The organism is Rhizobium sp. N122 (assembly GCF_002211295.1).
Lineage (GTDB): Bacteria > Pseudomonadota > Alphaproteobacteria > Rhizobiales > Rhizobiaceae > Rhizobium.
The window spans coordinates 76883-100364 of sequence record NZ_LOKU01000067.1; the positions used below are offsets into that span (position 1 = coordinate 76883).

23 protein-coding genes and 1 pseudogene are annotated in these 23482 nt (G+C 62.5%); 9 read left to right on the forward strand and 15 right to left on the reverse strand.

Annotation, left to right across the window (positions count from 1 at the left end):
- Positions 1-4 precede the first annotated feature (4 nt).
- Genes ATY75_RS29845 through mmsB form a run of 4 tightly spaced genes read left to right on the forward strand, consistent with a single transcriptional unit; the run spans position 5 to position 4402 of the window.
- Positions 5-892, forward strand: coding sequence for a branched-chain amino acid ABC transporter permease (locus ATY75_RS29845; RefSeq protein WP_004678056.1), 888 nt, complete (start codon positions 5-7; stop codon positions 890-892).
- A gap of 1 nt (position 893) precedes the next feature.
- Positions 894-1883 (forward strand): branched-chain amino acid ABC transporter permease, encoded by a 990-nt coding sequence (locus tag ATY75_RS29850; protein WP_088940244.1) that lies wholly within the window; start codon positions 894-896, stop codon positions 1881-1883.
- 32 nt (positions 1884-1915) lie between these two features.
- Positions 1916-3511, forward strand: a complete 1596-nt coding sequence (locus ATY75_RS29855) for a GMC family oxidoreductase N-terminal domain-containing protein (protein ID WP_088940245.1) — start codon at positions 1916-1918, stop codon at positions 3509-3511.
- Between the two features lie 9 nt (positions 3512-3520).
- Positions 3521-4402, forward strand: a complete 882-nt coding sequence (mmsB, locus tag ATY75_RS29860) for a 3-hydroxyisobutyrate dehydrogenase (protein WP_088940246.1) — start codon at positions 3521-3523, stop codon at positions 4400-4402.
- A gap of 10 nt (positions 4403-4412) precedes the next feature.
- On the opposite strand, the gene ATY75_RS29865 is transcribed toward mmsB, so the two are convergent.
- From ATY75_RS29865 to ATY75_RS29905, 9 genes are all read right to left on the reverse strand, one after another.
- Positions 4413-5192 carry an ATP-binding cassette domain-containing protein gene (locus tag ATY75_RS29865; protein WP_088940247.1) on the reverse strand — a complete coding sequence of 260 codons (780 nt, stop codon included), beginning with the start codon at positions 5190-5192 and terminating at the stop codon, positions 4413-4415.
- Between the two features lie 101 nt (positions 5193-5293).
- Positions 5294-6052 carry a fumarylacetoacetate hydrolase family protein gene (locus ATY75_RS29870; RefSeq protein WP_088940248.1) on the reverse strand — a complete coding sequence of 253 codons (759 nt, stop codon included), beginning with the start codon at positions 6050-6052 and terminating at the stop codon, positions 5294-5296.
- An 89-nt stretch (positions 6053-6141) separates the two neighbouring features.
- Positions 6142-7521 carry an FGGY-family carbohydrate kinase gene (locus tag ATY75_RS29875; RefSeq protein WP_088940249.1) on the reverse strand — a complete coding sequence of 460 codons (1380 nt, stop codon included), beginning with the start codon at positions 7519-7521 and terminating at the stop codon, positions 6142-6144.
- The gene (rhaM, locus tag ATY75_RS29880) at positions 7518-7838 is read right to left on the reverse strand and encodes an L-rhamnose mutarotase (RefSeq protein WP_064843341.1); all 321 of its coding nucleotides are present in this window, start codon (positions 7836-7838) and stop codon (positions 7518-7520) included. The genes ATY75_RS29875 and rhaM overlap by 4 nt, the downstream gene beginning before the upstream one ends.
- The gene (locus tag ATY75_RS29885) at positions 7835-8845 is read right to left on the reverse strand and encodes an ABC transporter permease (RefSeq protein WP_088940250.1); all 1011 of its coding nucleotides are present in this window, start codon (positions 8843-8845) and stop codon (positions 7835-7837) included. The genes rhaM and ATY75_RS29885 overlap by 4 nt, the downstream gene beginning before the upstream one ends.
- Positions 8842-9831, reverse strand: a complete 990-nt coding sequence (locus ATY75_RS29890) for an ABC transporter permease (RefSeq protein WP_088940251.1) — start codon at positions 9829-9831, stop codon at positions 8842-8844. The genes ATY75_RS29885 and ATY75_RS29890 overlap by 4 nt, the downstream gene beginning before the upstream one ends.
- A gap of 9 nt (positions 9832-9840) precedes the next feature.
- Positions 9841-11376, reverse strand: a complete 1536-nt coding sequence (locus tag ATY75_RS29895; RefSeq protein WP_088940252.1) for a sugar ABC transporter ATP-binding protein — start codon at positions 11374-11376, stop codon at positions 9841-9843.
- A 72-nt stretch (positions 11377-11448) separates the two neighbouring features.
- A complete protein-coding gene (gene rhaS / locus ATY75_RS29900) occupies positions 11449-12444 on the reverse strand; it encodes a rhamnose ABC transporter substrate-binding protein (protein ID WP_064843349.1) in 996 nt (331 codons plus the stop codon).
- 46 nt (positions 12445-12490) lie between these two features.
- A complete protein-coding gene (locus ATY75_RS29905) occupies positions 12491-13303 on the reverse strand; it encodes a DeoR/GlpR family DNA-binding transcription regulator (RefSeq protein WP_088940253.1) in 813 nt (270 codons plus the stop codon).
- Between the two features lie 198 nt (positions 13304-13501).
- On the opposite strand from ATY75_RS29905, the gene ATY75_RS29910 reads away from it, so the two are divergent.
- Positions 13502-15598, forward strand: a complete 2097-nt coding sequence (locus ATY75_RS29910; RefSeq protein ID WP_088940254.1) for a bifunctional rhamnulose-1-phosphate aldolase/short-chain dehydrogenase — start codon at positions 13502-13504, stop codon at positions 15596-15598.
- 213 nt (positions 15599-15811) lie between these two features.
- Positions 15812-17104, forward strand: a complete 1293-nt coding sequence (gene rhaI, locus ATY75_RS29915) for an L-rhamnose catabolism isomerase (protein ID WP_088940255.1) — start codon at positions 15812-15814, stop codon at positions 17102-17104.
- Positions 17105-17168: 64 nt separating this feature from the next.
- Here rhaI and ATY75_RS29920 read toward each other — a convergent pair whose 3' ends face one another.
- Positions 17169-17627, reverse strand: a complete 459-nt coding sequence (locus ATY75_RS29920; protein ID WP_064843836.1) for a carboxymuconolactone decarboxylase family protein — start codon at positions 17625-17627, stop codon at positions 17169-17171.
- A 127-nt stretch (positions 17628-17754) separates the two neighbouring features.
- On the opposite strand from ATY75_RS29920, the gene ATY75_RS29925 reads away from it, so the two are divergent.
- Both ATY75_RS29925 and ATY75_RS29930 read left to right on the forward strand, forming a co-directional pair.
- Entirely contained in the window at positions 17755-18624 is an 870-nt protein-coding gene (locus ATY75_RS29925) for a sigma-70 family RNA polymerase sigma factor (RefSeq protein WP_088940256.1), read from the forward strand.
- 164 nt (positions 18625-18788) lie between these two features.
- Positions 18789-20003, forward strand: a complete 1215-nt coding sequence (locus tag ATY75_RS29930) for an amidohydrolase/deacetylase family metallohydrolase (RefSeq protein WP_088940257.1) — start codon at positions 18789-18791, stop codon at positions 20001-20003.
- Positions 20004-20027: 24 nt separating this feature from the next.
- On the opposite strand, the gene ATY75_RS29935 is transcribed toward ATY75_RS29930, so the two are convergent.
- The 4 genes and pseudogenes from ATY75_RS29935 to ATY75_RS35360 all read right to left on the reverse strand — a co-directional run.
- Positions 20028-20471, reverse strand: a complete 444-nt coding sequence (locus ATY75_RS29935; protein WP_088940258.1) for a type II toxin-antitoxin system VapC family toxin — start codon at positions 20469-20471, stop codon at positions 20028-20030.
- Positions 20468-20722 (reverse strand): plasmid stabilization protein, encoded by a 255-nt coding sequence (locus ATY75_RS29940; protein WP_088940259.1) that lies wholly within the window; start codon positions 20720-20722, stop codon positions 20468-20470. Before ATY75_RS29940 ends, ATY75_RS29935 begins: the two co-directional genes overlap by 4 nt.
- A gap of 70 nt (positions 20723-20792) precedes the next feature.
- Complete coding sequence (locus ATY75_RS29945) at positions 20793-21632, reverse strand: IclR family transcriptional regulator (protein WP_088940260.1); 840 nt, start codon at positions 21630-21632, stop codon at positions 20793-20795.
- A gap of 161 nt (positions 21633-21793) precedes the next feature.
- Positions 21794-21943 (reverse strand): annotated as a pseudogene (locus ATY75_RS35360) (VapC toxin family PIN domain ribonuclease); the annotation flags it as partial.
- 94 nt (positions 21944-22037) lie between these two features.
- Between ATY75_RS35360 and ATY75_RS29955 the strand changes: the two are divergent.
- Positions 22038-22895: an SDR family oxidoreductase gene (locus ATY75_RS29955; protein ID WP_088940381.1), complete on the forward strand. Its 858-nt coding sequence runs from the start codon at positions 22038-22040 to the stop codon at positions 22893-22895.
- 348 nt (positions 22896-23243) lie between these two features.
- Here ATY75_RS29955 and ATY75_RS29960 read toward each other — a convergent pair whose 3' ends face one another.
- Positions 23244-23459: a hypothetical protein gene (locus ATY75_RS29960; protein WP_049735753.1), complete on the reverse strand. Its 216-nt coding sequence runs from the start codon at positions 23457-23459 to the stop codon at positions 23244-23246.
- Between the last annotated feature and the right edge of the window lie 23 nt (positions 23460-23482).

The window sequence follows — 23482 nt, forward strand, 5'->3', positions numbered from 1 at the left end:
CCAGATGACGATGATCTTCGGCATTCCCCTGCAGGCGCTGCTCGGCCAGCTGTTGATCGGCCTGATCAACGGCTCCTTCTATGCGCTGCTCAGCCTCGGCCTCGCCATCATTTTCGGCCTGCTCAGGGTGATCAACTTCGCCCATGGCGCGCAATATATGCTCGGCGCCTTCGTCGCCTATCTGCTGCTGACCTATGCCGGCATCGGCTACTGGCCGTCGCTGATCCTGGCGCCCGTCATCGTCGGCTTTGCCGGGGCGATCATCGAGCGGCTGTTCCTGCGCCGGCTCTACGATCTCGATCCGCTTTACGGCCTGCTCTTCACCTTCGGGCTGGCGCTCGCGGTCGAAGGCACCTTCCGCTATCTCTACGGATCGTCCGGCCAGCCTTATGCGACGCCGGCGGCTCTTGCCGGCGGCGCCAATCTCGGCTTCATGTTCCTGCCGATCTATCGCGGCTGGGTCGTCGTCGTCTCGCTGGTTATCTGCCTCGGCACATGGCTGCTGATCGAGAAGACCAAGCTCGGCGCCTATCTGCGCGCCGCCACCGAAAACGCCGTGCTGGTGCAGGTCTTCGGCGTCAATGTGCCGGTGCTGCTGACGCTGACCTATGCGCTGGGTGCCGGTCTTGCCGCCTTTGCCGGCGTGCTGGCGGCCCCGATCTACCAGGTCTCGCCGCTGATGGGCTCGAACATGATCATTGTGGTCTTTGCCGTGGTCGTGGTCGGCGGCATGGGATCGATCATGGGCGCGATCATCACCGGTTACGTGCTCGGCATCGCCGAGGGCCTGACCAAGGTCTTCTATCCCGAGGCGTCCAACATCGTGATCTTCGTCATCATGGCGATCGTGCTTCTCATCAGGCCCGCGGGCCTCTTCGGCCGGGATGCTTGACATGGCTGACATCACCGACACCATTCGAACGGAAAAAAGCCGGACCGCCCTTTCGGTGCAGGCTGCCTTCCTGGCCATCGGGCTGTTGCTGCTGCTGCTCGCGCCGTTCTTCTTCTACCCGATCTTCCTGATGAAGCTGCTCTGCTTCGCGCTGTTTGCCTGCGCCTTCAACCTGCTGCTCGGCTATACCGGCCTCTTGTCCTTCGGCCATGCCACCTTCTTCGGCGGCGCGGCCTATTTCACCGCCTATACGGTGAAGGAATGGGGTCTGCCGCCGGAGCTCGGCATTCTGATCGGCGTGGCGGGGGCTGCCTTTCTCGGCCTCGTCATGGGCTTCTTCGCCATCCGCCGCCAGGGTATCTATTTCGCGATGATTACGCTGGCCCTGTCGCAGATGTTCTTCTTCTTCTGCCTGCAGGCGGAGTTTACCGAGGGCGAGGACGGCATCCAGTCGGTGCCGCGCGGCCATCTCTTCGGCTTCATCGATCTGAACAGCTCGACCAACATGTATTATTTCGTGCTGGCCGTTTTCCTCGTCGGCATTTTGATCATCTGGCGTTTCATCAATTCGCCTTTCGGCATGATCCTGAAATCGATCCGCGAGAACGAAAACCGCGCGGTCTCGCTCGGTTATTCCGTCGCCCGCTACAAGCTCGGCGCCTTCGTCATGTCGGCAGCACTTGCCGGGCTCGCCGGCGCAGTCAAATCGATCGTCTTCCAGTTCGCGACGCTGACCGACGTCGCCTGGCAGATGTCGGGCGAGGTGATCCTGATGACGCTGCTCGGCGGCATCGGTACGCTGATCGGCCCGCTCTTCGGCGCCGGGCTGGTGGTGGCGCTGGAAAACTACCTCGCCACCTCGGAGTTCCCGGTGACGATCATCACCGGCATCGTCTTCATGGTGTGCGTGCTGATCTTCCGCCGCGGCATCATCGGCGAATTCTACGCTTCGCGGCTGGGGCGGAAGCTGGGCTTCGTCTATCGCCGCTGAACGGGCGGCATCTGGAGTTTCGTGCAGGGCACATGGATCGTTACGACTATATCATCATCGGGGCGGGCAGCGCCGGCTGCGTGCTGGCCAACCGGCTATCGGCCGATGGCCGCAGCCGGGTGCTGTTGCTGGAGGCCGGCGGCAGCGACAACTACCACTGGATCCATATTCCAGTCGGTTATCTCTATTGCATCAACAACCCGCGCACCGACTGGTGCTTCACCACGGCGCCGGAAGCCGGGCTGAACGGCCGGGCGCTCAGCTACCCGCGCGGCAAGGTGCTCGGCGGCTGCTCCTCGATCAACGGCATGATCTACATGCGCGGCCAGGCGCGCGATTACGATCTCTGGCGGCAGATGGGCTGCAGCGGCTGGGGCTGGGACGATGTTCTGCCCTTCTTCCGCAAGTCCGAGGATTTTTATCGCGGCGAAGACGAGATGCACGGTGCCGGCGGCGAATGGCGCATCGAGAGGGCGCGAGTGCGGTGGGCCGTGCTCGATGCCTTCCAGCAGGCGGCGAGAGAAGCCGGCATTCCGGAGACCGCGGATTTCAACCGCGGCAGCAATGAAGGTTCCGGCTATTTCGACGTCAACCAGCGTTCCGGCATTCGCTGGAACACCTCGAAAGCCTTCTTGCGCCCGGCGCGTAAGCGCTCCAACCTGACCGTTCTGACCAAGGCCCAGGTCCGGCGGCTGCTGGTGGAGGAGGGGGCCGTCGCCGGCGTCGAATTCCAGCACAATGGCGTGGCAAAACGCGCCTATGCGGGCAAGGAAACCATCCTTTCCGCCGGCTCGATCGGCTCGCCGCATATTCTGGAACTCTCCGGCATCGGCAAAGGCGAGGTTCTCCAGCGGGCGGGCGTCGATGTCGTTGCCGAGGTGAAGGGCGTCGGCGAGAACCTGCAGGACCATCTTCAACTGCGGCTCGCCTATAAGGTGACGGGCGTTCCGACATTGAACGAGAAGGCGACGAAACTGATCGGCAAAGCGGCGATCGGGCTCGAATATCTCGTCCGCCGCTCCGGACCGATGGCGATGGCGCCGAGTCAGCTCGGCATTTTCACCCGCTCGGGGCCGGACCGGGAGACGCCGGACCTGCAATATCATGTGCAGCCGGTTTCGCTGGAGAAGTTCGGCGATCCCGTCCATCCGTTCCCGGCGATCACCGCCAGCGTCTGCAATCTGAGGCCGGAAAGCCGCGGTTCGGTGCATCTGTCGAGCCCGGATTTCGCCGCGCAGCCGACGATCAGCCCAAAGTACCTCTCGACACAGCGCGATCGTGACATAGCTGTCCGTTCGATACGGTTGACGCGCAGGATCGTCGCGCAGCCTTCCTTCGCGAGGTTCCGGCCGGAGGAATTCAAGCCCGGTCCCAGCTATCAGACCGAGGCCGATCTGGAACGGGCGGCGGGCGACATCGGCACGACGATCTTCCATCCCGTCGGCACCTGCCGCATGGGCGCCGACAGGGACAGCGTCGTCGATCCGCGGCTGAAACTCAGGGCGCTCGGCAAGCTCAGGATCGCCGACGCTTCGGTGATGCCGTCGATCACCTCGGGCAACACCAATTCGCCGACGATCATGATCGCCGAAAAGGCGGCGGCGATGATCCTCGAAGACAATCGATAGGAGAAGACCATGGCAAGGATCGCATTCATCGGGCTTGGCAATATGGGCGGGCCGATGGCGGCCAATCTCGTCAAAGCGGGTCACGAGGTCCTCGGTTTCGATCTCGCGGCCTCGGTGCTGAAGGCGGCCGAGGACAGCGGCGTCAAACCGGCAAGCCATGCCAGCCAGGCGGTCAAGGACGCGGAGATTGTCGTCACCATGCTGCCGCAGGGCAGGCACGTGCTGACAGCCTGGGCCGATATCCTGCAGACCGCGGCACAGAGCACGCTGGTTATCGATTGCTCGACGATCGATGTCGAGAGCAGCCGCAAGGCGCATGAGATGGCCAAGGCCGCAAGCTGCCTGTCGCTCGACGCGCCGGTTTCCGGCGGCACCGGCGGAGCGACCGCCGGCACGCTGACCTTCATGGCCGGCGGCTCGGATGAGGCCTTCGCCAGGGCCAAGCCGATCCTCGAGGGCATGGGCAAGAAGATCGTCCATTGCGGCGAGGCCGGCGCCGGCCAGGCGGCGAAGATCTGCAACAACATGATCCTCGGCATTTCGATGGTCGGCGTCTGCGAGGCCTTCGTGCTCGCCGAAAAACTCGGCCTCTCGCATCAGGCGCTGTTCGACGTCGCCTCGACCTCATCGGGCCAGTGCTGGTCGATCAATACCTATTGCCCGGTGCCCGGGCCGGTGCCGACTTCGCCGGCCAACAACGACTACAAGCCGGGTTTTGCCGCGGCCCTGATGCTGAAGGATTTGAGACTCTCGCAGGAGGCGGCGCTGGCAAGCGGCGCGTCAACGCCGATGGGTGCGGAGGCCGCGCAGCTTTTTGCGCTCTTCGAAAAGCAGGGCAACGGCGGACGGGATTTCTCCGCCATCATCGAGATGTTCCGCGAAAAGGCGTAAACGCAGAGACCTATAAGAGATAGCTGACCGGCTCGTTTCGCACCGGATGGGGAAAGACGCCCATGCCGACTCCGAAAATCGAACGCAGCGTCTCGGTCCGCATGATCTCGGCGGGTGTGCCTTCGGCGGTGATCCGGCCGCGGTTGAGCGCGACGATCGCATCGCAATAACGCGCGGCGAGGTTGATGTCGTGCAGCACGATGACGACGGTCAGCCCGCGCTCATGGCTGAGCTCCTTGACCAGCGACAGGACGCTTGCCTGATGGGCGAGGTCGAGCGCCGATGTCGGTTCGTCGAGCAGCAGGCAGCGGGCGTCCTGAGCGAGCATCATGGCGATCCAGGCGCGCTGGCGCTCGCCGCCGGACATGTTGGCGACGAGCCGATCGGCAAAATCCTCAAGCTCGGTGCGGACGATCGCCTCCTCGACCTTGTTGCGATCGGTAGCGGTGAAACGACCGAGCGTGCCGTGCCAGGGGAAGCGGCCGAGCGCCACCAGTTCGCGCACGGTCATCCCGTCGGTCGCCGGCGTGAATTGCGGCATATAGGCAACGTGCCGGGCAAATTCCCGGGCACCCCAATCACCCGCCGGCTTGCCGTTGAAGGCGATGGCGCCGGACTTCGGCGCGGCCTGGCGGGCGATGATCTTCAAAAGCGTGCTTTTGCCGGAGCCGTTCGGGCCCACCAGACCGTAGATGCGGCCCTGCTCGAGCCTCAGATCGATACCGTGCAGGACGGATTTTTGTCCGATGGCATGCTCGATTGCCGACAGGGCAAGGAAAGGTGAAGGCATGATCTGCTCCGGGTTCGGTGTCGCACGGGGAAGGCGAGCCCTCCCTTTCCCTGCAAAACTAAACCGGGATTGTCAACTTACGCTTTCTGCTCGGCTTCAAATCAGCTCTTCGAAACCGAAAAACGGAGTTGGCTGTCCCCGAACAGGATATCGATCTCGCCGGGCTCGGTCAGTTCGATCGCGCCGCTCAACGTCCCCGTCGTGATCAGCGCACCCGCCTTCAGCGACGTTTCCGGGCGTAAGCTGTCATTGGCGTAATCGACAAGCCAGGTGAGAACGTCACCCTTCGGATGCTGGGCCGGACCGTCATAGATCGTGCGGCCGGCATGGGTGACCTTGAGCGGCGTGCCACCGGCAGTGTCGACAGCGCTTGTGTCGAGATTCGGGCCAAGCACATAGCCGCTATTGCCGAGGCGGTCTGCAGTAAATAGCAGAAAGGAGACGCTGCCGCTTTCCCTGACGGCGCTGACCAGCAGTTCAGCGCCGAGATAAGCAGCGGAGATCGCCTCGACCACATCGGCGCGGCTATAGACAGCACCGGCGCGGATCGGCAGATCCTTGCCGAGACGCACGGCGATCTCGGTCTCGAATTTCAGGCCGGGATACCAAGGAATGCTCGCGCCGGCGGCGGCTTCGGCATAGGGATGCAGCGGAGCAGTGACTGCCTGGCCCGCAGGCGAGACCGTCACTTTCCAGGCGCTGCTGGAAATGCCATCTGCGGCGGCAAGGAAATTCTGCGCCTCCATCGCCTCATGCAGATCGGCCGGCAGTGCGAAAGTGCCGGTTTCCTCGTGCCTGCCGGCCCGGCGCAGGCTGTGAAGCCGGGCCGCGAGCCCGCGCGGATCGAATGTCTCTGTCATGCTGTCTCCTCGACTTGGTTTTCGAGGGGCACACTAACCGCAAGGCAGGGGCGAGCAAGACCGTTCTTGGGCCGCATTTGGAAAAGCACTTATTCCATCGCCGCGTACCAGCGATCACGATAGGCCGAGAGCCCGGCGATAGCGCTCGGCGGAACATGCGTTTCGGCACCCGATACCGGCCGGATGCCGGTGAGGAGGGCCGCACCCTGGCTGGTGCCGGTTGTCCCGGGAAGGGCCAGGACTTCGCGGCCGACAAGCGCCGCAAGCAGCCTGAGATAGGTCTCGTTGAGCGCAAAAGGCCCTTCGACGATAACCGGGCCTTTGGCGCCGGTCAGTCCGAGGCAGGCATCGGTCATCAAAGCGAGATAGAGGCAGGCCGTGGCATGACGTTCCTCGCGGCTCGCGCCTTCGGCGCCGATCCAGCGGCTGGCCTTTCCGGGGAAAGGTCCGGAGCCGGGAGCGATATTGGGCAGCAGCATCATGCCCTTTTCGACGACCGGGCCGATCGCCGCCTGGGCGCCTTTTTCATCGACGGAACCGATTTCGGCCGAGAGAATTTCGAATTCCCGCCCGCCCATGAAACGCGAGGAGGGAACGGCCCGGCCATAGGCATCGACATTGGCGAGCGCATCGCGTTTGGCATCGAGATGATCGAGATCGCCGCCGACGCCGAAATTGATGACCCAGGTGCCGGTGGAGACAACGGCGAAAGGGGCCTCCCGATGGACGAGATGCGGCAGCAGCGAGGCGTTGGAATCGTGAATGCCGCAATAGACCGGCACGGGCGCGGCAAGGGCGAGCTCAGCGGCGATCCCGGGCAGGACCGGGCCGAGCGCATCGAAGGCGGAGCGGATCGGCGCCATCAGATCGCGGATGCCGAGCCTGTCGACCAGCGAGGAATAGTCGCCGGTCTTCGGATTCCAGAGGTCGGTATGGCAGCCGAGCGAGGTCAGCTCATTGGCGGCGACACCCGTCAGCCGCGCCGTCCAATATTGCGCATAGGTGAGGATGGTCGCGACCTTGGCGAATTCCTCGGGGAAGGCAGTCTTCTGGTAGTGCAACTGCGCGCCGACATTGAGGCCCATCGCCAGGCGCGGCGAGAAGGTCTCGTCGAAGGAGGGGCGCAAGGCCGTATAGGCGTCGCGGATTTCTTGCGGGTATTCGTGTTCATAGTCGATGACAGGCATGGCGAGCCCACCGTCCCGATCGAGCAGCGCGGCTGCGGCGCCATGGGTGGTGATCGAAATAGCGTCAAAACCGGGTTCCCGTGCCAGCGTCTTCAGCGCATGGAGCGCGAAGGACCACAGCGCCTCGATGTCGTAATGCGGGTAGGGGCCGGTCTTGATGGTAGCGTTCGGCCGTTTCAGGACGGCGATCTCGGCGCCGCTCCCGCTGTCGAGCACGACGACCTTGGCATTGGTCTTGCCGATGTCGAGAACGGCAATGCGGCAATAGGAGGTTGCGGTCATGGCATATGGAAGAGGGTGACGAGGTCGCTTTGAACAGGCGAGTTGTCCGGGTTCGTGGCCATGATGTCGGCCATGTGCGCCCACCATTTCTTCATGACCGGATGCTCCGGCAGGCTTGCCATCGTGTGGTCGGCCGGCCGCGTCAGCACGCCGAACAGCGTGTTGGTGTCGCGGTCGAGGTGGATCGAATAGTCGCTGGCACCGGACTGGTGCAGGAGATCGACCAGCTCAGGCCAGATCTCGTCATGCCGCTTGCGGTATTCGGCTTCCATGCCGGGATTGAGCTGCATCTTGAAGGCGTGTTTTTCTGATGTCATCGGGAGCTCATGAGCTTGATGCGGCGGGCGATGATCGGAATGGCGATGGTGATGATCAGCAGTAGGCCGATGAAGATCGACATGACGATGCCGGGCACGTTCAGCAGGCCGAGGCCGAAGGTCACGAGGCCCATGACGAAGGCGGCGATGACGACGCCGCCGATCGTGCCGGAGCCGCCGAGGATCGAGATGCCGCCGAGCACAACCATGGTGACGACCTCGAGTTCCCAGCCCTGGGCGATCGACGGCCGGGTCGAGCCGAGACGCGAGGTCAGGCAGACGGCGGCGATACCGCTCATGATGCCGGTCAGCAGGAAAAGCATGAATTTGACGCGCTCGACCGGGATGCCGGAGAAGCGGGCGGCAAAGTCGTTATTGCCGATCGCATAGACCTGCCGGCCGAAATTCGTCGCATGCAGCAGGATAGCGAAGAGGATCGCCAGCACGATGAACAGCACGAATTCGAAGGAGAACACCCAGAAGACATAACCCTGGCCGAAATAGGCGAAGTCGGCGGGATATTTGCCATAGGCCTGGTCGCCGAGCACGATATAGGAAATGCCGCGGAACAGGCTCATCGTGCCGATGGTGACGACGATCGACGGCAGTTTCAACACCGAGACCAGAACGCCGTTGAAGATGCCGCAGACAAGGCCGGTGCCGATGCCGATCAGCACCAGGCCCGGCGTGCCGACGCCGAGCTGCGCTGCCGCTCCCATCGCGGTCGAAGCAAGCGCGATGATCGCGGCGACGGAAAGGTCGATTTCCCCGGAGATGACGAGCAGCGCCATGGCGAAGGCGATCATCGCCTTTTCGGTGAAGTTGAAGGTGGCGTCCGAGAGGTTCCAGGCATCGAGGAAATAGGGCGAGGCCAGGGAATTGAAGACGAAGATCAGGACAGCGACGGCAAAGAGCAGCACCTCCCAGCTCGCGGCGATGCGGCGGAAGGGGGTGCCGAGGCGGTCGGGGATCACTCGCTTTTCGGGTGCTGAAGACGTCATGCTCATGCTGCGACCTCCGCTGCGGCGCGGTCGCGCAGGATGATGCGGCCGCGGTTGCGCTCACGCCGGGCATTGAACGCGACGGCGAGAATGATGACGGTTCCGGAGATTGCCATCTGCGTGAAGGGTGAAATGCCGATCACCGGCAGCGCATTCTTGATGACGCCGAGGAAGAGCGCGCCGAGCACGGTACCGGCGACCGAGCCGACGCCGCCGGCAATCGAGATGCCGCCGATGACGCAGGCCGCGACGCTGTCGAGTTCGAAGCCGTTGGCGATATCGACATAGGCGACGGCATAACGCGACACCCAGAGATAGCTTGCCAGGCCGGCGAGCGCGCCCGAGAGAACGAAGGCCAGAAATTTCGTCCAGCCCGTATCGATGCCGGCATAGACGGCCGCGGTCGGATTGCCGCCGGTCGCATAGGCCGAGCGGCCGAACTGGGTATATCGAAGCAGCACATACATCAGCAGCACGATGACGATGCCGACCCAGCCGAGAACGGGCAGGCCGAGGAACGGTGTACGCGGCACCGACAGGAAGATGGGGGTCATCTGATGGGCGTTGACCCAGGCGCCGCCCGAAAGCACGAAAGCCATGCCGCGATAGATGGTGAGCGTGCCGAGGGTGACGACGATCGGCGGGATTTCCAGCGCCCAGACGAGAAAGCCGTTGATGGCGCCGAGACAGGCGCCGATGACGATGGCCATCAGGATCAGCACGACGAGCGGCAGATCGGGATAAGCGGCATTCATCATCGCGATCGCCATGCCGGTAAAGGCGAGATTGGCGGCGACCGACAGGTCGATCGATTTCGTCAGGATCACCGTCATCTGCGCCAGCGCCAGGATGATCAGGATCGAGGTGTCGTTGAAGATGCCGGCAAGATTGTCCGGCGTTGCGAAATCCGCAGCCCGCGTCGAAAAGATCGCGATCATCACGACGATGATGAGGAAGAGCAGGGTTTCGCGTTTTCTGATCAGTCTTGCCATGCTTCTACCTCATGCATTGCCGGTGGCGGCGCGCACCAGCGCTTCCGGCGACAGTTCGGCCCGCTCGAAAATTCCGGCGGCGAGCCCTTCCTTCATCACCAGAACCCGGTCCGACATGCCGATGATCTCGGGCAGTTCGGAAGAGACCATGATGATCGACAGGCCTTCGGCGGCGAGCTCGCTGATAAAGCCGTGCACGGCCGCCTTCGAGCCGATGTCGATGCCCTTTGTGGGTTCGTCGAGAATGATGACCTTCGGCGACGTCGCCAGCCATTTGCCGATGACGACCTTCTGCTGGTTGCCGCCCGACAGCGTGCCGACCGGCACGGAAAGCGCGGCGGCGCGCAGATCCAGCCGCTCGGCATATTTGCGCGCCAGCGCGAATTCTTCCGCCGCTCTCAGAAAGCCGCGGCGCGAGGTGCGGGCGAGCGAAGGCAGCGTCATGTTCTGGAAGATCGGCATCGGCAGCGCCAGACCGTGGCGGCCGCGCTCCTCCGGCACATAGACGATGCCGGCGCGGATCGCGTCCTGCGGCGAATGGATGGCGATCTCCTGGCCCTCGAGCATCATCGTGCCGGAGAGCGGCCGGGTGATGCCGAAGAGAGACTGGGACAATTCCGAGCGGCCGGCGCCGATCAGCCCGTAAATGCCGAGAATCTCGCCCTTGCGCAGGGTGAAGGAAATGTCGCGGAATTCGGTGCGGTGGCTGTAGTTGCGGATCTCCAGGACCGGACCGCCAATGGCCACATCGATCTTCGGAAAAGCGTTCTCGACGTCGCGGCCGACCATCATGCGGACGATCTCGTCCTGCGGCGTGTCCTTGAGCCGCCCCTGGCCGATGGCGCGGCCGTCGCGGAAGACGACGAAATCGTCGGCGATTTCGTAAACCTCATCGAATTTGTGGCTGATGAAGAGGATCGCCTTACCCTGTTCCTTCAGCCCCCGGACGATGCGGAAGAGATCGTCGATCTCCTTGCGCGAAAGGGCGGCCGTCGGCTCGTCCATGATGACGATGCGCGCCTCGATCGACAGAGCGCGGGCAATCGCCACCAGATGGCGCTGCGCAATGGAGAGGTCCTTGAGCCGGATGGTCGGGTCGATATTGCTTTCGAGCGCGGTCAGCAGCGTCTTCGAGCGGCTGTTCATCGCCTGCCAGTCGATGGTACGAAAGCGGGTGCGCGGCGCGTGGCCGAGGAAGATGTTTTCGGCAACCGTCAGCTCGTCGAAAAGCACGGTTTCCTGGTGGATGGCAGTGACGCCGGCATCGATCGCGGCCTGGGCGCTGGCAAAACTCGTCGGCTGGCCGTCGACCAGGATCTCGCCTTCATTCGGCCGGTAGATGCCGGTCAGGATCTTGACGAGCGTCGATTTGCCGGCGCCGTTTTCGCCGATCAGCGCCGTCACCGTGCCGGGGTGGAGCGCGATGCTGACATTGTCGAGCGCCTTCACGCCCGGAAAGATCTGGGAGATGCCGCGCATTTCCAGAATGGCGGGCGCATCGCCGGTTTTGCTGTCCGTGACGGTTTGTTGAAAGGCGGCGTTCATCAGATTTCTACCAAATGTCGAAAGGGAAATCCCGGCGGCAAAGCCGCCGGGATCTTATTCGTCGGCTCCCGATCAGAAGACCTTGGAGAACTGGTCTATGTTCGAGGCATTGTAGACGAAGGGATCGGCCATAGCGGCTTCGCCGTTGTCGCCGATCTTGATCTTGCCCATGCGGCCGGCTTCGATTTCGCTGCCCGGCTTGCCATCGGCATCACCCTTTGCCAGGTGATAGGCGATCTGCGTTGCGGAGTAGCCGAGGTCGATCGGGTTCCAGATGGCGAATTCCTTCGTCGCGCCCGACTTGATCGCGCCGGCCATTTCGGACGGCAGGCCGAGGCCGGTGACGTAGACCTTGCCGACGAGACCCTTGTCTTCGACGACCTTGGAAGCGGCGAGAACGCCGACCGTCGTCGGAGCGACGATGACCTTGACGTTCGGGTTCGACTTCAAGAGGCCTTCGGCTTCACGATAGGACTTGTCCGAGAGGTCGTCGCCGTAAACCGTGGTGACGAGGTTGAGGCCCGGGAAATCCTTCAGCTGCTTCTTCATCTGGTCGATCCAGATGTTCTGGTTGGTCGAGGTGGTCGTTGCCGACAGGATGGCGAAGTCACCCTTGCCGCCGTCGAGATGATCCTTGACGAGCGTCAGGCACATTTTGCCGATCAGCTCGTTGGACGACGGGTTGAGCTGCAGGATACGGCCTTCAGGTGCGACGCCGGAATCCCAGGAGATGACCTTGATGCCGCGCTGGGCAGCCTTCTTCAGCGCCGGAACGAGCGCGTCGGGATCGTTGGCCGAAACGGCGATGGCGTCGACGCCCTGGGCGATCAGCGAATTGATGACTTCGATCTGGCCTTCCGCCGTCGTCGACGTCGGACCGGTGTAGATCACTTCAACGCCGCCGAGTTCCTTGGCGGCTTCCTGGGCGCCCTTGTTGGCGGCGTCGAAGAAGCCGTTGCCGAGCGACTTCACGACGAGGCCGATCTTGATGTCCTTGGCGCTGGCAGTGCCGGCCATCATGGCGACGGCGAGCGCGACGCCGAGCGCAAGTGTCTTTGCGAGTTTCATGTACTTTCCTCCCTTAAAGATTAGACTTCCACACCTCGGCGGCGCCTCATGCGACCGACGAGGAATCCTCCCTCACAGCCTGGGCGACCGGGCTTGCGACAACGAGCCGGATGCCGGCATTCTCGACCATGCGAGCCGCCTCGTCCGAAATCCCGTCATCGGTGATGATCACAGAAACGCGGTCGAGCCCGCAGAGAATGAGGCTCGACCGGCGATTGAATTTGCTTGAATCGGCCATGACGACGAGTTCGTCGGCCTGGTGCATCAGCTTCTGCTCGCTCTGGATGATGAGCGCGTCCGCCTCCATGATGCCGAGCGGGCCGACGCCCTGGGCGCCGATGAACATGCGCCGCGCATAAAAATTGCGGATCGCGTCATTGTCGAACGGCGACAGGATCAGGCTCTGCTCGCGATAGATCGCGCCGCCCGGCACTGTCACCGTGTTTTTGGAGTGCTTGACCAAATGTTCGGCGATCGCGAAAGAATTGGTCATCACCTGCAGGCGGTGGCCGGCCATATAATGCACCATCTGGAAGGTCGTCGTGCCGCCATTGATGATGATGGCATCGCCGGCTTCGCAGAGATCGACGGCGGCGCGTGCAATTGCGCGCTTTTTATCGATGTTGACTGATTCTGAAACCCGGAAGGGCCGGCCCGCAAGATTGCCGAGCTGCGGCGGATGCACTGCCTCAGCGCCGCCGCGCACACGGCGGATCTTGCCCTGCACATGAAGAGCCGCAATGTCGCGTCGGATTGTCGCTTCAGAAGCCTCCGTCAGTTCGGAAATGTCCTGGATCGTCACCACGGACTTTTCCTGAACGGCGCTTAAGATGATGCGATGGCGTTCGCGTTCGTGCATTGGGCTCCTCCTCTTGTCATATTTATTTCGCATCCGTTAATGGCTGTCAATCACAAACGATCATAAATTTTCATATTGCGATGCAGCATAATCGATTTTGATCGTTTTCGATTGACAAGCGCACTTTCGATGCGCGATACCGTGAGCGAAAGGGCGCGCTGATCGCGGCCCCCGACAAGCCTGATATGGGAGGATGATATGGCGGCGAACGTCCGGCTTCTGGAAAACCGGTGGGATGATGGTTATGCGGCGGGCCTCGATGAGCCCGGCAAGCTGCTCTATCGCTCCAATCTGCTCGGCGCCGACAAGCGCATCACCAATTACGGCGGCGGCAACACCTCGGCGAAGGTGATGGAAACCGATCCACTTGATGGCGGCAAGGTCAAGGTGCTCTGGGTCAAGGGCTCGGGCGGCGACGTCGGCACCATCAAGCTCGACGGTTTCGCCACCCTCTACCAGGACAAGCTGGAATCGTTGAAGGGCATCTATAAGGGTGTCGAGGATGAAGACCGCATGGTCGGCTTCCTGCCGCACTGCACCTTCAATCTCAATGGCCGCGCCGCCTCGATCGACACGCCGCTGCATGGTTTCGTGCCGTTCACCCATGTCGATCACATGCATCCCGACGCGATCATCGCCATTGCCGCCTCGAAGAACTCGAAAGAGCTGACTCGGCAGATCTTCGGCGAGGAGATCGGCTGGCTGCCCTGGCGCCGCCCGGGCTTTCAGCTCGGCCTCGACCTCGAAGCCTTCGTCAAGGCGAACCCGAATGCCAAGGGTGTCGTGCTCGAAAGTCACGGCCTCTTCACCTGGGCGGATGACGCCAAGGCCTGCTACGAGCTGACGCTCGAGATCATCAACAAGGCGATCGTCTGGTTTGCCGAAAAGACCGAGGGAAAGACGATTTTCGGCGGCGCGGTCACGCAGAGCCTGCCGGTTGCCGAACGCCGCGCCATTGCCGCCCGGCTGATGCCGGAGATTCGCGGCCGCATCGGCAAGCAGGAGCGCAAGCTCGGTCATTTCGACGATCAGGACGCCGTGCTCGAATTCGTCAATTCCAGGGATTTGCGCCCGCTCGGCGCGCTCGGCACCAGCTGCCCGGACCATTTCCTGCGCACCAAGATCCGGCCGCTGATCGTCGATTTCGATCCCGCCAAGCCGGATGTCGATGCGATCGTCGCCGGCCTCGACAAGGCGCTGGAGGATTACCGCGCCGATTACGCCCGCTATTACAACGACTGCAAGCATGCCAATTCGCCCGCCATGCGCGACGCCAATCCGGTCATCTTCCTCGTTCCCGGCGTCGGCATGCTGTCCTTTGCCCGCGACAAGGCGACATCACGCATAGCCAGCGAATTCTATGTCAACGCCATCAACGTCATGCGCGGCGCTTCGACGGTCTCGGAATACCAGGGCCTGCCGGAGCAGGAAGCCTTCGATATCGAATACTGGCTGCTCGAAGAGGCCAAGCTGCAGCGCATGCCGAAGCCGAAGAGCCTTGCCGGCCGCGTGGCCTTCGTCACCGGCGGCGCCGGCGGCATCGGCCGGGCGACGGCCGCGCGCCTCGTCGGCGAGGGCGCCTGCGTGGTGCTTGCCGATATCGACCAGGGGGCGCTCGAAGCGACAGAGGCCGATTTCGTCAAGAAGTTTGGCGCCGATGCCGTGCGCAGCGTCCGGCTCGACGTCACCAAGGAAAATGCGGTGATCGCCTCCTTCGCGGAGGCCTCGGTCGAATTCGGTGGCGTCGACATCCTGGTCTCGAATGCCGGCATTGCCTCCTCCGCGCCGATCGAAACCACCGAGCTTTCGACCTGGAACCGCAATATCGATATTCTGGCGACCGGCTATTTCCTGGTTTCGCGCGAAGCCTTCCGCCTGTTCCGCCGCCAGGCGCTCGGCGGCAACATCGTCTTCGTCGCCTCGAAAAACGGCCTTGCCGCTTCGCCGAACGCTTCGGCCTATTGCACGGCAAAGGCCGCCGAAATCCACCTCGCCCGCTGCCTGGCGCTGGAAGGTGCGGATGCCGGCATCCGCGTCAACACGGTCAATCCGGATGCGGTGCTGCGCGGTTCGAAGATCTGGAGCGGCGAATGGCGCGAGCAGCGCGCCGCTTCCTCGAAGATCGAGGTGGATGATCTCGAGGAACATTATCGCAAGCGTTCGATGCTGAAACTCAACGTGTTTCCGGAGGATATCGCCGAGGCGATCTATTTCCTGGCCTCGGACCTTTCGGCAAAATCGACGGGCAACATCATCAACGTCGATGCCGGCAACGTGCAGAGTTTTACGCGGTAATTTTGAGCGGCGGCGAATGCGTCTGCCCCTCACCCTAACCCTCTCCCCGTCGTGACGGGGAGAGGGGACTTGCCCAACGAAATGTTGGAGTGGGACGGAGACGGTGCGGCACACCCCTTCTCCCCGTCTGAACGGGGAGAAGGTGCCGGCAGGCGGATGAGGGGCGGCCCCACGGCAATCCCATCGTAGAAATTGCATAACCGGGAGGTAGAAATGGCCGAGTTCAGGATCGCGCAGGATCTGGTCGCGACAGAAAACGACAAGCGGGCAACCGCACTGAAAGCCGATTACGAGGCGCTGGGTGCGAACCTTGACCGCCGCGGCGTCGATATCGAAGCAATCACTCGCAAGGTCGCGGAATTTTTCGTCGCCGTTCCCTCCTGGGGTGTCGGCACCGGCGGCACGCGTTTTGCCCGCTTCCCCGGCACCGGCGAACCGCGCGGCATCTTCGACAAGCTTGATGATTGCGCCGTCATCAACCAGCTGACGCAGGCGACACCGAATGTCTCGCTGCATATTCCCTGGGACAAAGCGGATGCCAAGGAGCTGAAGGCAAAGGGCGATGCGCTCGGCCTCGGCTTCGACGCGATGAATTCCAACACCTTCTCCGATGCGCCGGGACAGGCCCATTCCTACAAATACGGTTCGCTCAGCCATACCGATGCGGCAACGCGGGCGCAGGCGGTCGAGCACAATCTCGAATGCATCGCTATCGGCCAGGCGCTCGGCTCCAAGGCGCTGACCGTCTGGATCGGCGACGGCTCGAACTTCCCCGGCCAGAGCAATTTCACCAAGGCATTCGAGCGTTACCTCGCCTCGATGGCCGACATCTACAAGGCGCTGCCGGACGACTGGAAGCTGTTCTCCGAGCACAAGATGTACGAGCCGGCCTTCTATTCGACGATCGTCCAGGACTGGGGCACCAACTACCTGATCGCGCAGACGCTCGGCCCCAAGGCCTACTGCCTGGTCGACCTCGGCCATCATGCGCCGAACACCAATATCGAGATGATCGTCGCCCGGCTGATCCAGTTCGGCAAGCTCGGCGGCTTTCACTTCAACGATTCGAAATATGGCGACGACGATCTCGACGCCGGCGCGATCGATCCTTACCGGCTGTTCCTGGTCTTCAACGAGCTGGTCGATGCCGAGCAGCGCGGGGTCAACGACTTCAATCCGGCTCACATGATCGACCAGTCGCACAATGTCACCGACCCGATCGAAAGCCTGATCAACAGCGCCAACGAGATTCGCCGCGCCTATGCGCAGGCGCTGATCGTCGACCGCAAGGCGCTCGACGGCTACCAGCAGGACAATGACGCGCTGATGGCGTCGGAAACGCTGAAGCGCGCCTATCGCGCCGATGTCGAGCCGATCCTCGCCGAGGCCCGCCGCAGGGCCGGCGGTGCGATCGACCCGATCGCCGCCTACCGCGCCAGCGGCTACCGCAAGAAAATAGCGGCCGAGCGTCCGGCCTCCGCTGCCGGCGGCGGCGGTATCATCTGAGCGGCAAATCTGAATGAGAAATGATTGCCGGCAGCGCAGAGGATGCGCTGCCGGCAAGCGTCGTTTACGGCTTCCAGGCGCCGGCGATCTGCCGGGTGGCGATGTTCAGCCGGTTCCAGACATTGATATTGGCGATGGCGATGACGAGGGCCGCGAGGCTCTTGCCGTCATAATGCCGGGTCGCCTCGTCCCAGATCTCGTCGGGCACGGGGTCGGAACGGTCGCTGGTGCGGGTCACCGCCTCCGTCAGCGCAAGGGCTGCCCGCTCGGCATCGCTGAAATAGGGCGTGTCGCGCCAGGCGCTGACGGCGAAAAGCCTTTCGTCCGTTTCGCCGAGCTTCTTGGCGATGCGCGGATGCCCGTCGATGCAGACGCTGCAGCCATTGATCTGGCTGGCGCGCAGATTGACGAGTTCAAGCAACTTCGGTGAAAGGCCGGTCTCAGTCGGCACCTTGGCAAGGGCCGTCAGCGCCTGCATGGCGGCGGGAAGCACGAGGGCGGGATTTCCCATTCTCTCCTGCATGACCAATTTTTCCTGCATGATATGTCTCCTTGAGGCATGTTGCTCTTCGACAATCCGCCGGCGTTGTCACATCGGCCGGGTTTCATTCGTCATGGCCTTGACGGAACGCAGCGAAGGAATGTGACGGATGGACGAGAAAAAATGGCTGGCCGACGAATTCGAGGCGAACAGGGCGCATCTGCGGGCGGCTGCCTATCGCATGCTCGGTTCACGCAGCGAGGCTGAGGACGCCGTTCAGGAGGCCTGGCTGCGGCTCAGCCGCACTGACACGACTGACGTCGGCAATCTCGGCGGCTGGCTGACGACGGTGGTGGCGCGGATCTGCCTCGACATGCTGCGCACGCGCAAGACCCGGCGCGAGGAGCCGCTGGAGATGCCGGTCCATGCGGTGATTGCCGATCCGGCGAACGATCCGGAGCGGGATGCAGCCTTCGCCGAATCGGTCGGCGTGGCGCTGCTCGTCGTGCTGCAGACGCTGGCGCCGGCCGAGCGTGTGGCCTTCGTGCTGCACGACATGTTCGATCTGCCCTTCGACGAGATCGCGCCGATCATCGGCCGCTCGTCCGCCGCTGCCCGCCAGCTCGCAAGCCGCGCCCGCCGCCGGGTGCAGGGCACGGATGAGAGGGCTGATGTCGATTTCGGCCGCAAGCGGACGGTCGCGGAGGCTTTTTTGACGGCATCGCGCAACGGCGATCTGGACGCCTTGCTTGCCGTGCTTGCCCCCGATGTCGTCTTCCGGCCGGATGCAACAGCGGCGCGATTCGGCACGATCGGCGAAATGCGTGGCGCTGCTGGCGTGGCCGAAGCCTTCAAGGGCCGGGCGCAGGCGGCAGAAATCGCCGTCGTCGACGGCGAGCTCGGATTCGTCGTGCAGAGCGGCGGCCAGCTCCGCGTCGTCGTGGCGCTGACGATCGCCAATGGCAGGATCGCTGCGATCGACGCCATTGCCGATCCGGATCACCTCGAACGGCTTGATTATTCGATCCTTCAGGATTGAAAATAAACGCTGATTTGCCGTAGCCCCGCAACAGTCGCGCTATAGCACAGCGCGCCGTTGCCGTTTATCGAGCGATGGATTCCGCCTCATTTTCCTTGACAGCACCGTCTCCAGCTTTATTCTATTATAAAGATTTATATAGCATAACTGTGGAATTCAACGATATGATCGTGTCGGGCGACCAGGCGAACAAGCCGCTTCTTCTCACCAATATCAGACCAATGGCTTTCGGGGCTGGCGCAGCCGAGGGGACTATCGACATTCTCGTCGATGCCGATGGCCGGATCGCCAAGATCGGTCCGTCGCTTGCCGTTTCCGAGGATGTGACGCGTATCGACGGCAAGGGCGCCTTCGTCTCGCCGGGCTGGATCGATCTGCACGTGCATATCTGGCACGGCGGCACCGACATTTCCATTCGCCCCTCCGAATGCGGCGTCGAGCGCGGCGTCACCACGCTGGTCGATGCCGGTTCGGCCGGCGAGGCGAATTTCCATGGCTTCCGCGAATATATCATCGAGCCCGCCCGCGAGCGCATCAAGGCCTTCCTGAATCTCGGCTCGATCGGCCTCGTCGCCTGCAATCGCGTCGCCGAACTCAGGGATATAAGAGATATCGATCTAGACCGCATCCTCGAAGTCTATGCCGAAAACAGCGAGCACATCGTCGGCATCAAGGTGCGCGCCAGCCATGTCATCACCGGCTCCTGGGGCGTCACCCCCGTCAAGCTCGGCAAGAAGATCGCCAAGATCCTGAAGGTGCCGATGATGGTGCATGTCGGCGAGCCGCCCGCGCTCTATGACGAAGTGCTGGAGATCCTCGGTCCCGGCGACGTCGTCACTCACTGCTTCAACGGCAAGGCCGGTTCGAGCATCATGGAGGACGAGGATCTCTTCATTCTCGCAGAGCGTTGCGCTTCCGAAGGCATCCGCCTCGATATCGGCCATGGCGGCGCCTCCTTCTCCTTTAAGGTCGCCGAGGCGGCGATCGCACGCGGTCTTCTGCCCTTCTCGATCTCGACCGACCTGCACGGCCATTCCATGAACTTCCCGGTCTGGGACCTGGCGACGACGATGTCGAAGCTGCTCAGCGTCGGCATGCCCTTCGACAAGGTGGTCGAGGCCGTCACCCACGCGCCGGCATCGGTCATCAAGCTGTCGATGGAGAACCGGCTGTCGGTCGGCGCAAGAGCCGAATTCACCATTTTCGATCTCGTCGATTCCGAACTCGAGGCGACGGATTCCAACGGCGATGTCTCGGTCCTCAGCAAGCTGTTCGAGCCGCGTTACGCAGTGATCGGCGCCGATGCATTTAGCGCCAGCCGCTACGTGCCGCGGGCGCGCAAGCTGGTACGCCATAGCCACGGTTATTCCTATCGGTAGGACCCGCCGGGCTTGGTTCGATCATCAATCCGCCCGAGAGGTGTCAGCTGTTTGGTGGTTCCACGGATTTACGACAGTAAGCCCCGCGGCTTCAAAGGGGCTCACGTCGCGCGTAGCCACCATAAAGCCCTTCGAAACGGCGATGGCGGCGATATATCCGTCCGAGGTTGGAAATCCTTTACCGCCGGCGCGAGCCTTGACGGCAAGATCGGCATAGTGTCGAGCCGCTTCGGCGTCGAACGACAATACCCGATCCTGAAATAGTTCGAGTACGCCGCTGAGCGTTTCGGTAAGAGCCGCCTTGCGCCGACCGTCTGGCAGCGCGCCGATGCCAAACAGCAGTTCGGCCAACGTCACACTCGACAAATACAAGGTCTCGGCGACCTGTTCGTTCAGCCATGACCGCACAGCCGAATGAGGAATTGGTTTCATCGCCTCGGAAAGAACGTTCGTATCCAGAACGATCATTCAAACCTCAATGGCTCCGCCGGCGCCCTATCGCGTAGCTGGTCGAGCCCTGCGAAATCATCATTGGTCAGTCCTTGCTGTCGACCGACTTCCGCCAAGGCGTCCCCCATCCGAATACGCTGCTCAGGCTTCACCGCATTTTCCAGGATTTCACGGACTTCGGCCTCGGTGCTGCGGCCGTGCATCGCCGCCCGCACACGCAACGCGCGATGCACCTCGTCGGGCACATTTCGAACTGTTAGGACGGCCATATTCAAATCTCGCAATCGCTGTCAATGACAGCAATATAGTTATTATGCAGTCATGCTGCAATCGGGAAACTCAGCGGTTGCGCCAGCCCATCAGCTTTTCGATCCGCTCCGCCGAACTGCGCACATGCGCGGTATAGTGGTTCTCGTCGGAAAAAGCCTTCTGTTCCGGCAGCACGATGGAAATGGTGGCGACGCACTGGCCGTCGCGGTCGCAGATCGGCGAGGCGATGCAGGCAACCGCATAATCCGATTCCCCCGCCTGGATCGACAGGCGTGCCTCGAAGGCCTTGCCGGCGGCTTCCGACAGCGTTCGTGGATCGATCTCGGCGCGGCCGGTCGGCGAGGAGCGGGCGCAGCGCTTGAACAGTTCGATGCGCTCCTCCTCGGGCAGGTGACCGGCGAGCAGGCGGCCCGACGCCGTCCAGTTCAGCGGCACCCGGGTTCCGACGCGCGACGCCACCTGGAAGTGGCTCGGGCCGTCGGCCATAGCCAGCACCAGCATATAGTCGCCGTCGCGGCCGCAGACCTGGACGGTTTCGCCGGCCTGGCGGCAGAGATCGTGCATTTCGTGGGTGGCGATGCTCATGAAATCCAGCGACCGGGCATAGGCGAGGCCGTAATGGTAGAGCCGGGCGCCGAGCCAGATCGAACCATCAGCCTGGCGCGTCAGCATGTTCTTCTCGACCAGATCGTCGACAATGACGTAAACGGTCGACAGCGGCGCCTTCACTGCCTTGGCGATGGCATAGACGCCGGCGGGCGAGCCGGTCTCATAGAGATGATCGATCACCTGAAGCGCCCGGTCGATGCCGCTGACGCGCGCGCGCCGCGCACCCTTGCCGGCGGCTTCGTCGGCATGGCCTTCATCTTCGGAGTAAACTGCGGGTGATGTCTTTCCGTCCAATTCCACGCACCTCGTTAAAACTGTGATCATGTTACATTACTATGGCATAGCGGTCGCTGTGGCAAATCGCAACATCTTGTAGGTTGATCGTGCGGGAGGAGCGATAGCGGTGGCATCATGGAGAACTGCGTGATACCGGCATCCGTCCACCACGAATACCTTCGACTTCACAGCAATCGATGACGTGCGCCGACGATGCTGCAAGCTTTTGCCAGCCCCTTGTCCAGCGTGATGAGAGTCGCGCCGCTGCCGACAGCGAGGTGGAGCGAATCGCCGGCGCGAAGACCGATTTCGAATTGATTGGTCATACGGGCTGCATGCACGAAATGCGCGCGCGATATTCAGTCGGCTGCAATGCCGCTGGAACAACAAGCCGCAGCCTGAGTTTGACCCTGAACCCAGGAGGTCATGATGCCGAATTATCCGACACCGCCGTTCCCATCCCAGAAACAGCCCATGCCCGGTTTTACCGCGCAAATGGACCCGGTTCCCGACCATGGCGAAAAAAGCTATCGCGGCTCCGAGCGGCTGAAGGGCAAGAGGGCGATCATCACCGGCGGCGACAGCGGCATCGGCCGGGCAGTAGCGATCGCCTATGCCAGGGAAGGCGCCGATATTGTAATTTCCTATCTCGACGAGGATGAGGATGCCGACGAGACGAAGCGGCTCGTCGAACAGGCCGGCCGCAAGGCCGTGCTGGTCAGCGGCGATATCCAGGATCCCGCTCTCTGCCGGCAGATCGTCGAGACGGCGGTCAAGGAGTTCGGTGGTATTGACATTCTCGTCAACAATGCCGCCCATCAGGCGAGTTTCAAGAGCATCGACGAGATCAGCGATGAGGAGTGGGAACTGACCTTCAAGGTCAACATCCATGCGATGTTCTACCTGACCAAGGCGGCCGTTGCCCATATGAAGCCCGGCAGTTCAATCATCAACACCGCCTCGATCAATTCGGACAGCCCGAATCCGACCCTGCTTGCTTATGCCACGACCAAGGGCGCGATCCAGAATTTCACCGCCGGCCTTGCCCAGCTTCTGGCGGAGAAAGGCATTCGCGCCAATGCCGTGGCGCCGGGGCCGATCTGGACGCCGCTTATTCCCTCGACTCTGCCGGAGGAAAGCGTCAGCAATTTCGGCAAACAGGTGCCGATGAAACGGCCGGGTCAGCCGGCCGAACTGGCGACAGCCTATGTGATGCTGGCCGATCCTTTGTCGAGCTATGTCTCCGGCACGACAATTGCGGTCACTGGCGGCAAGCCGATCCTTTGACGCAAGTCGCCTGGGATTGGCGGTTCCGGGTTAAGGACATGCGTGAAACAAGGCGCTGAAGCAGGTCGATCAATGTCTGATGCGGCGCGTTTCAGTCCGGCCTGCCTCGTAGCCGCCGCCGGAGGGCGTCGTGACGATCACGGCGTCGCCGGCGGCGAGCATTGTCTGGTCAGCGCCCTCAAGCCTTTCGAGCCTCGGCGCGCGAGGCGCTGGCGGTGGAGTCTATGAAGGCCTGGGGCTCGATGCCGCGGGGGCATTGCGATCAAACGGCAAGGGCCGCCGCCTGTTTATGACGGCAGCCCTTGACGGGGGCAGGGAGAGATCCCCGAAATTTTTGAGGCGGGCTATTCAGCCGAAGCAGGGCATTGCCGGCAGATTGGCGCGGCTGGCGATGGCTCCGATGATGTTGCCCACCGAGGTCGAGCGCGGTTCGCGTTTGCCGGCGGCCGTCTCCAGGAGTTGCTTGAAATCTTCAAGCTTCACGCCGTCGGCGCGCAACACCATGGCGATCAGGGGGTCGCGAAGGGCTTCGGATATCGTCAGGTCGTCTCTGGTCTTTCTCATGTGGTTGTCCTCCTTTCGTGGGC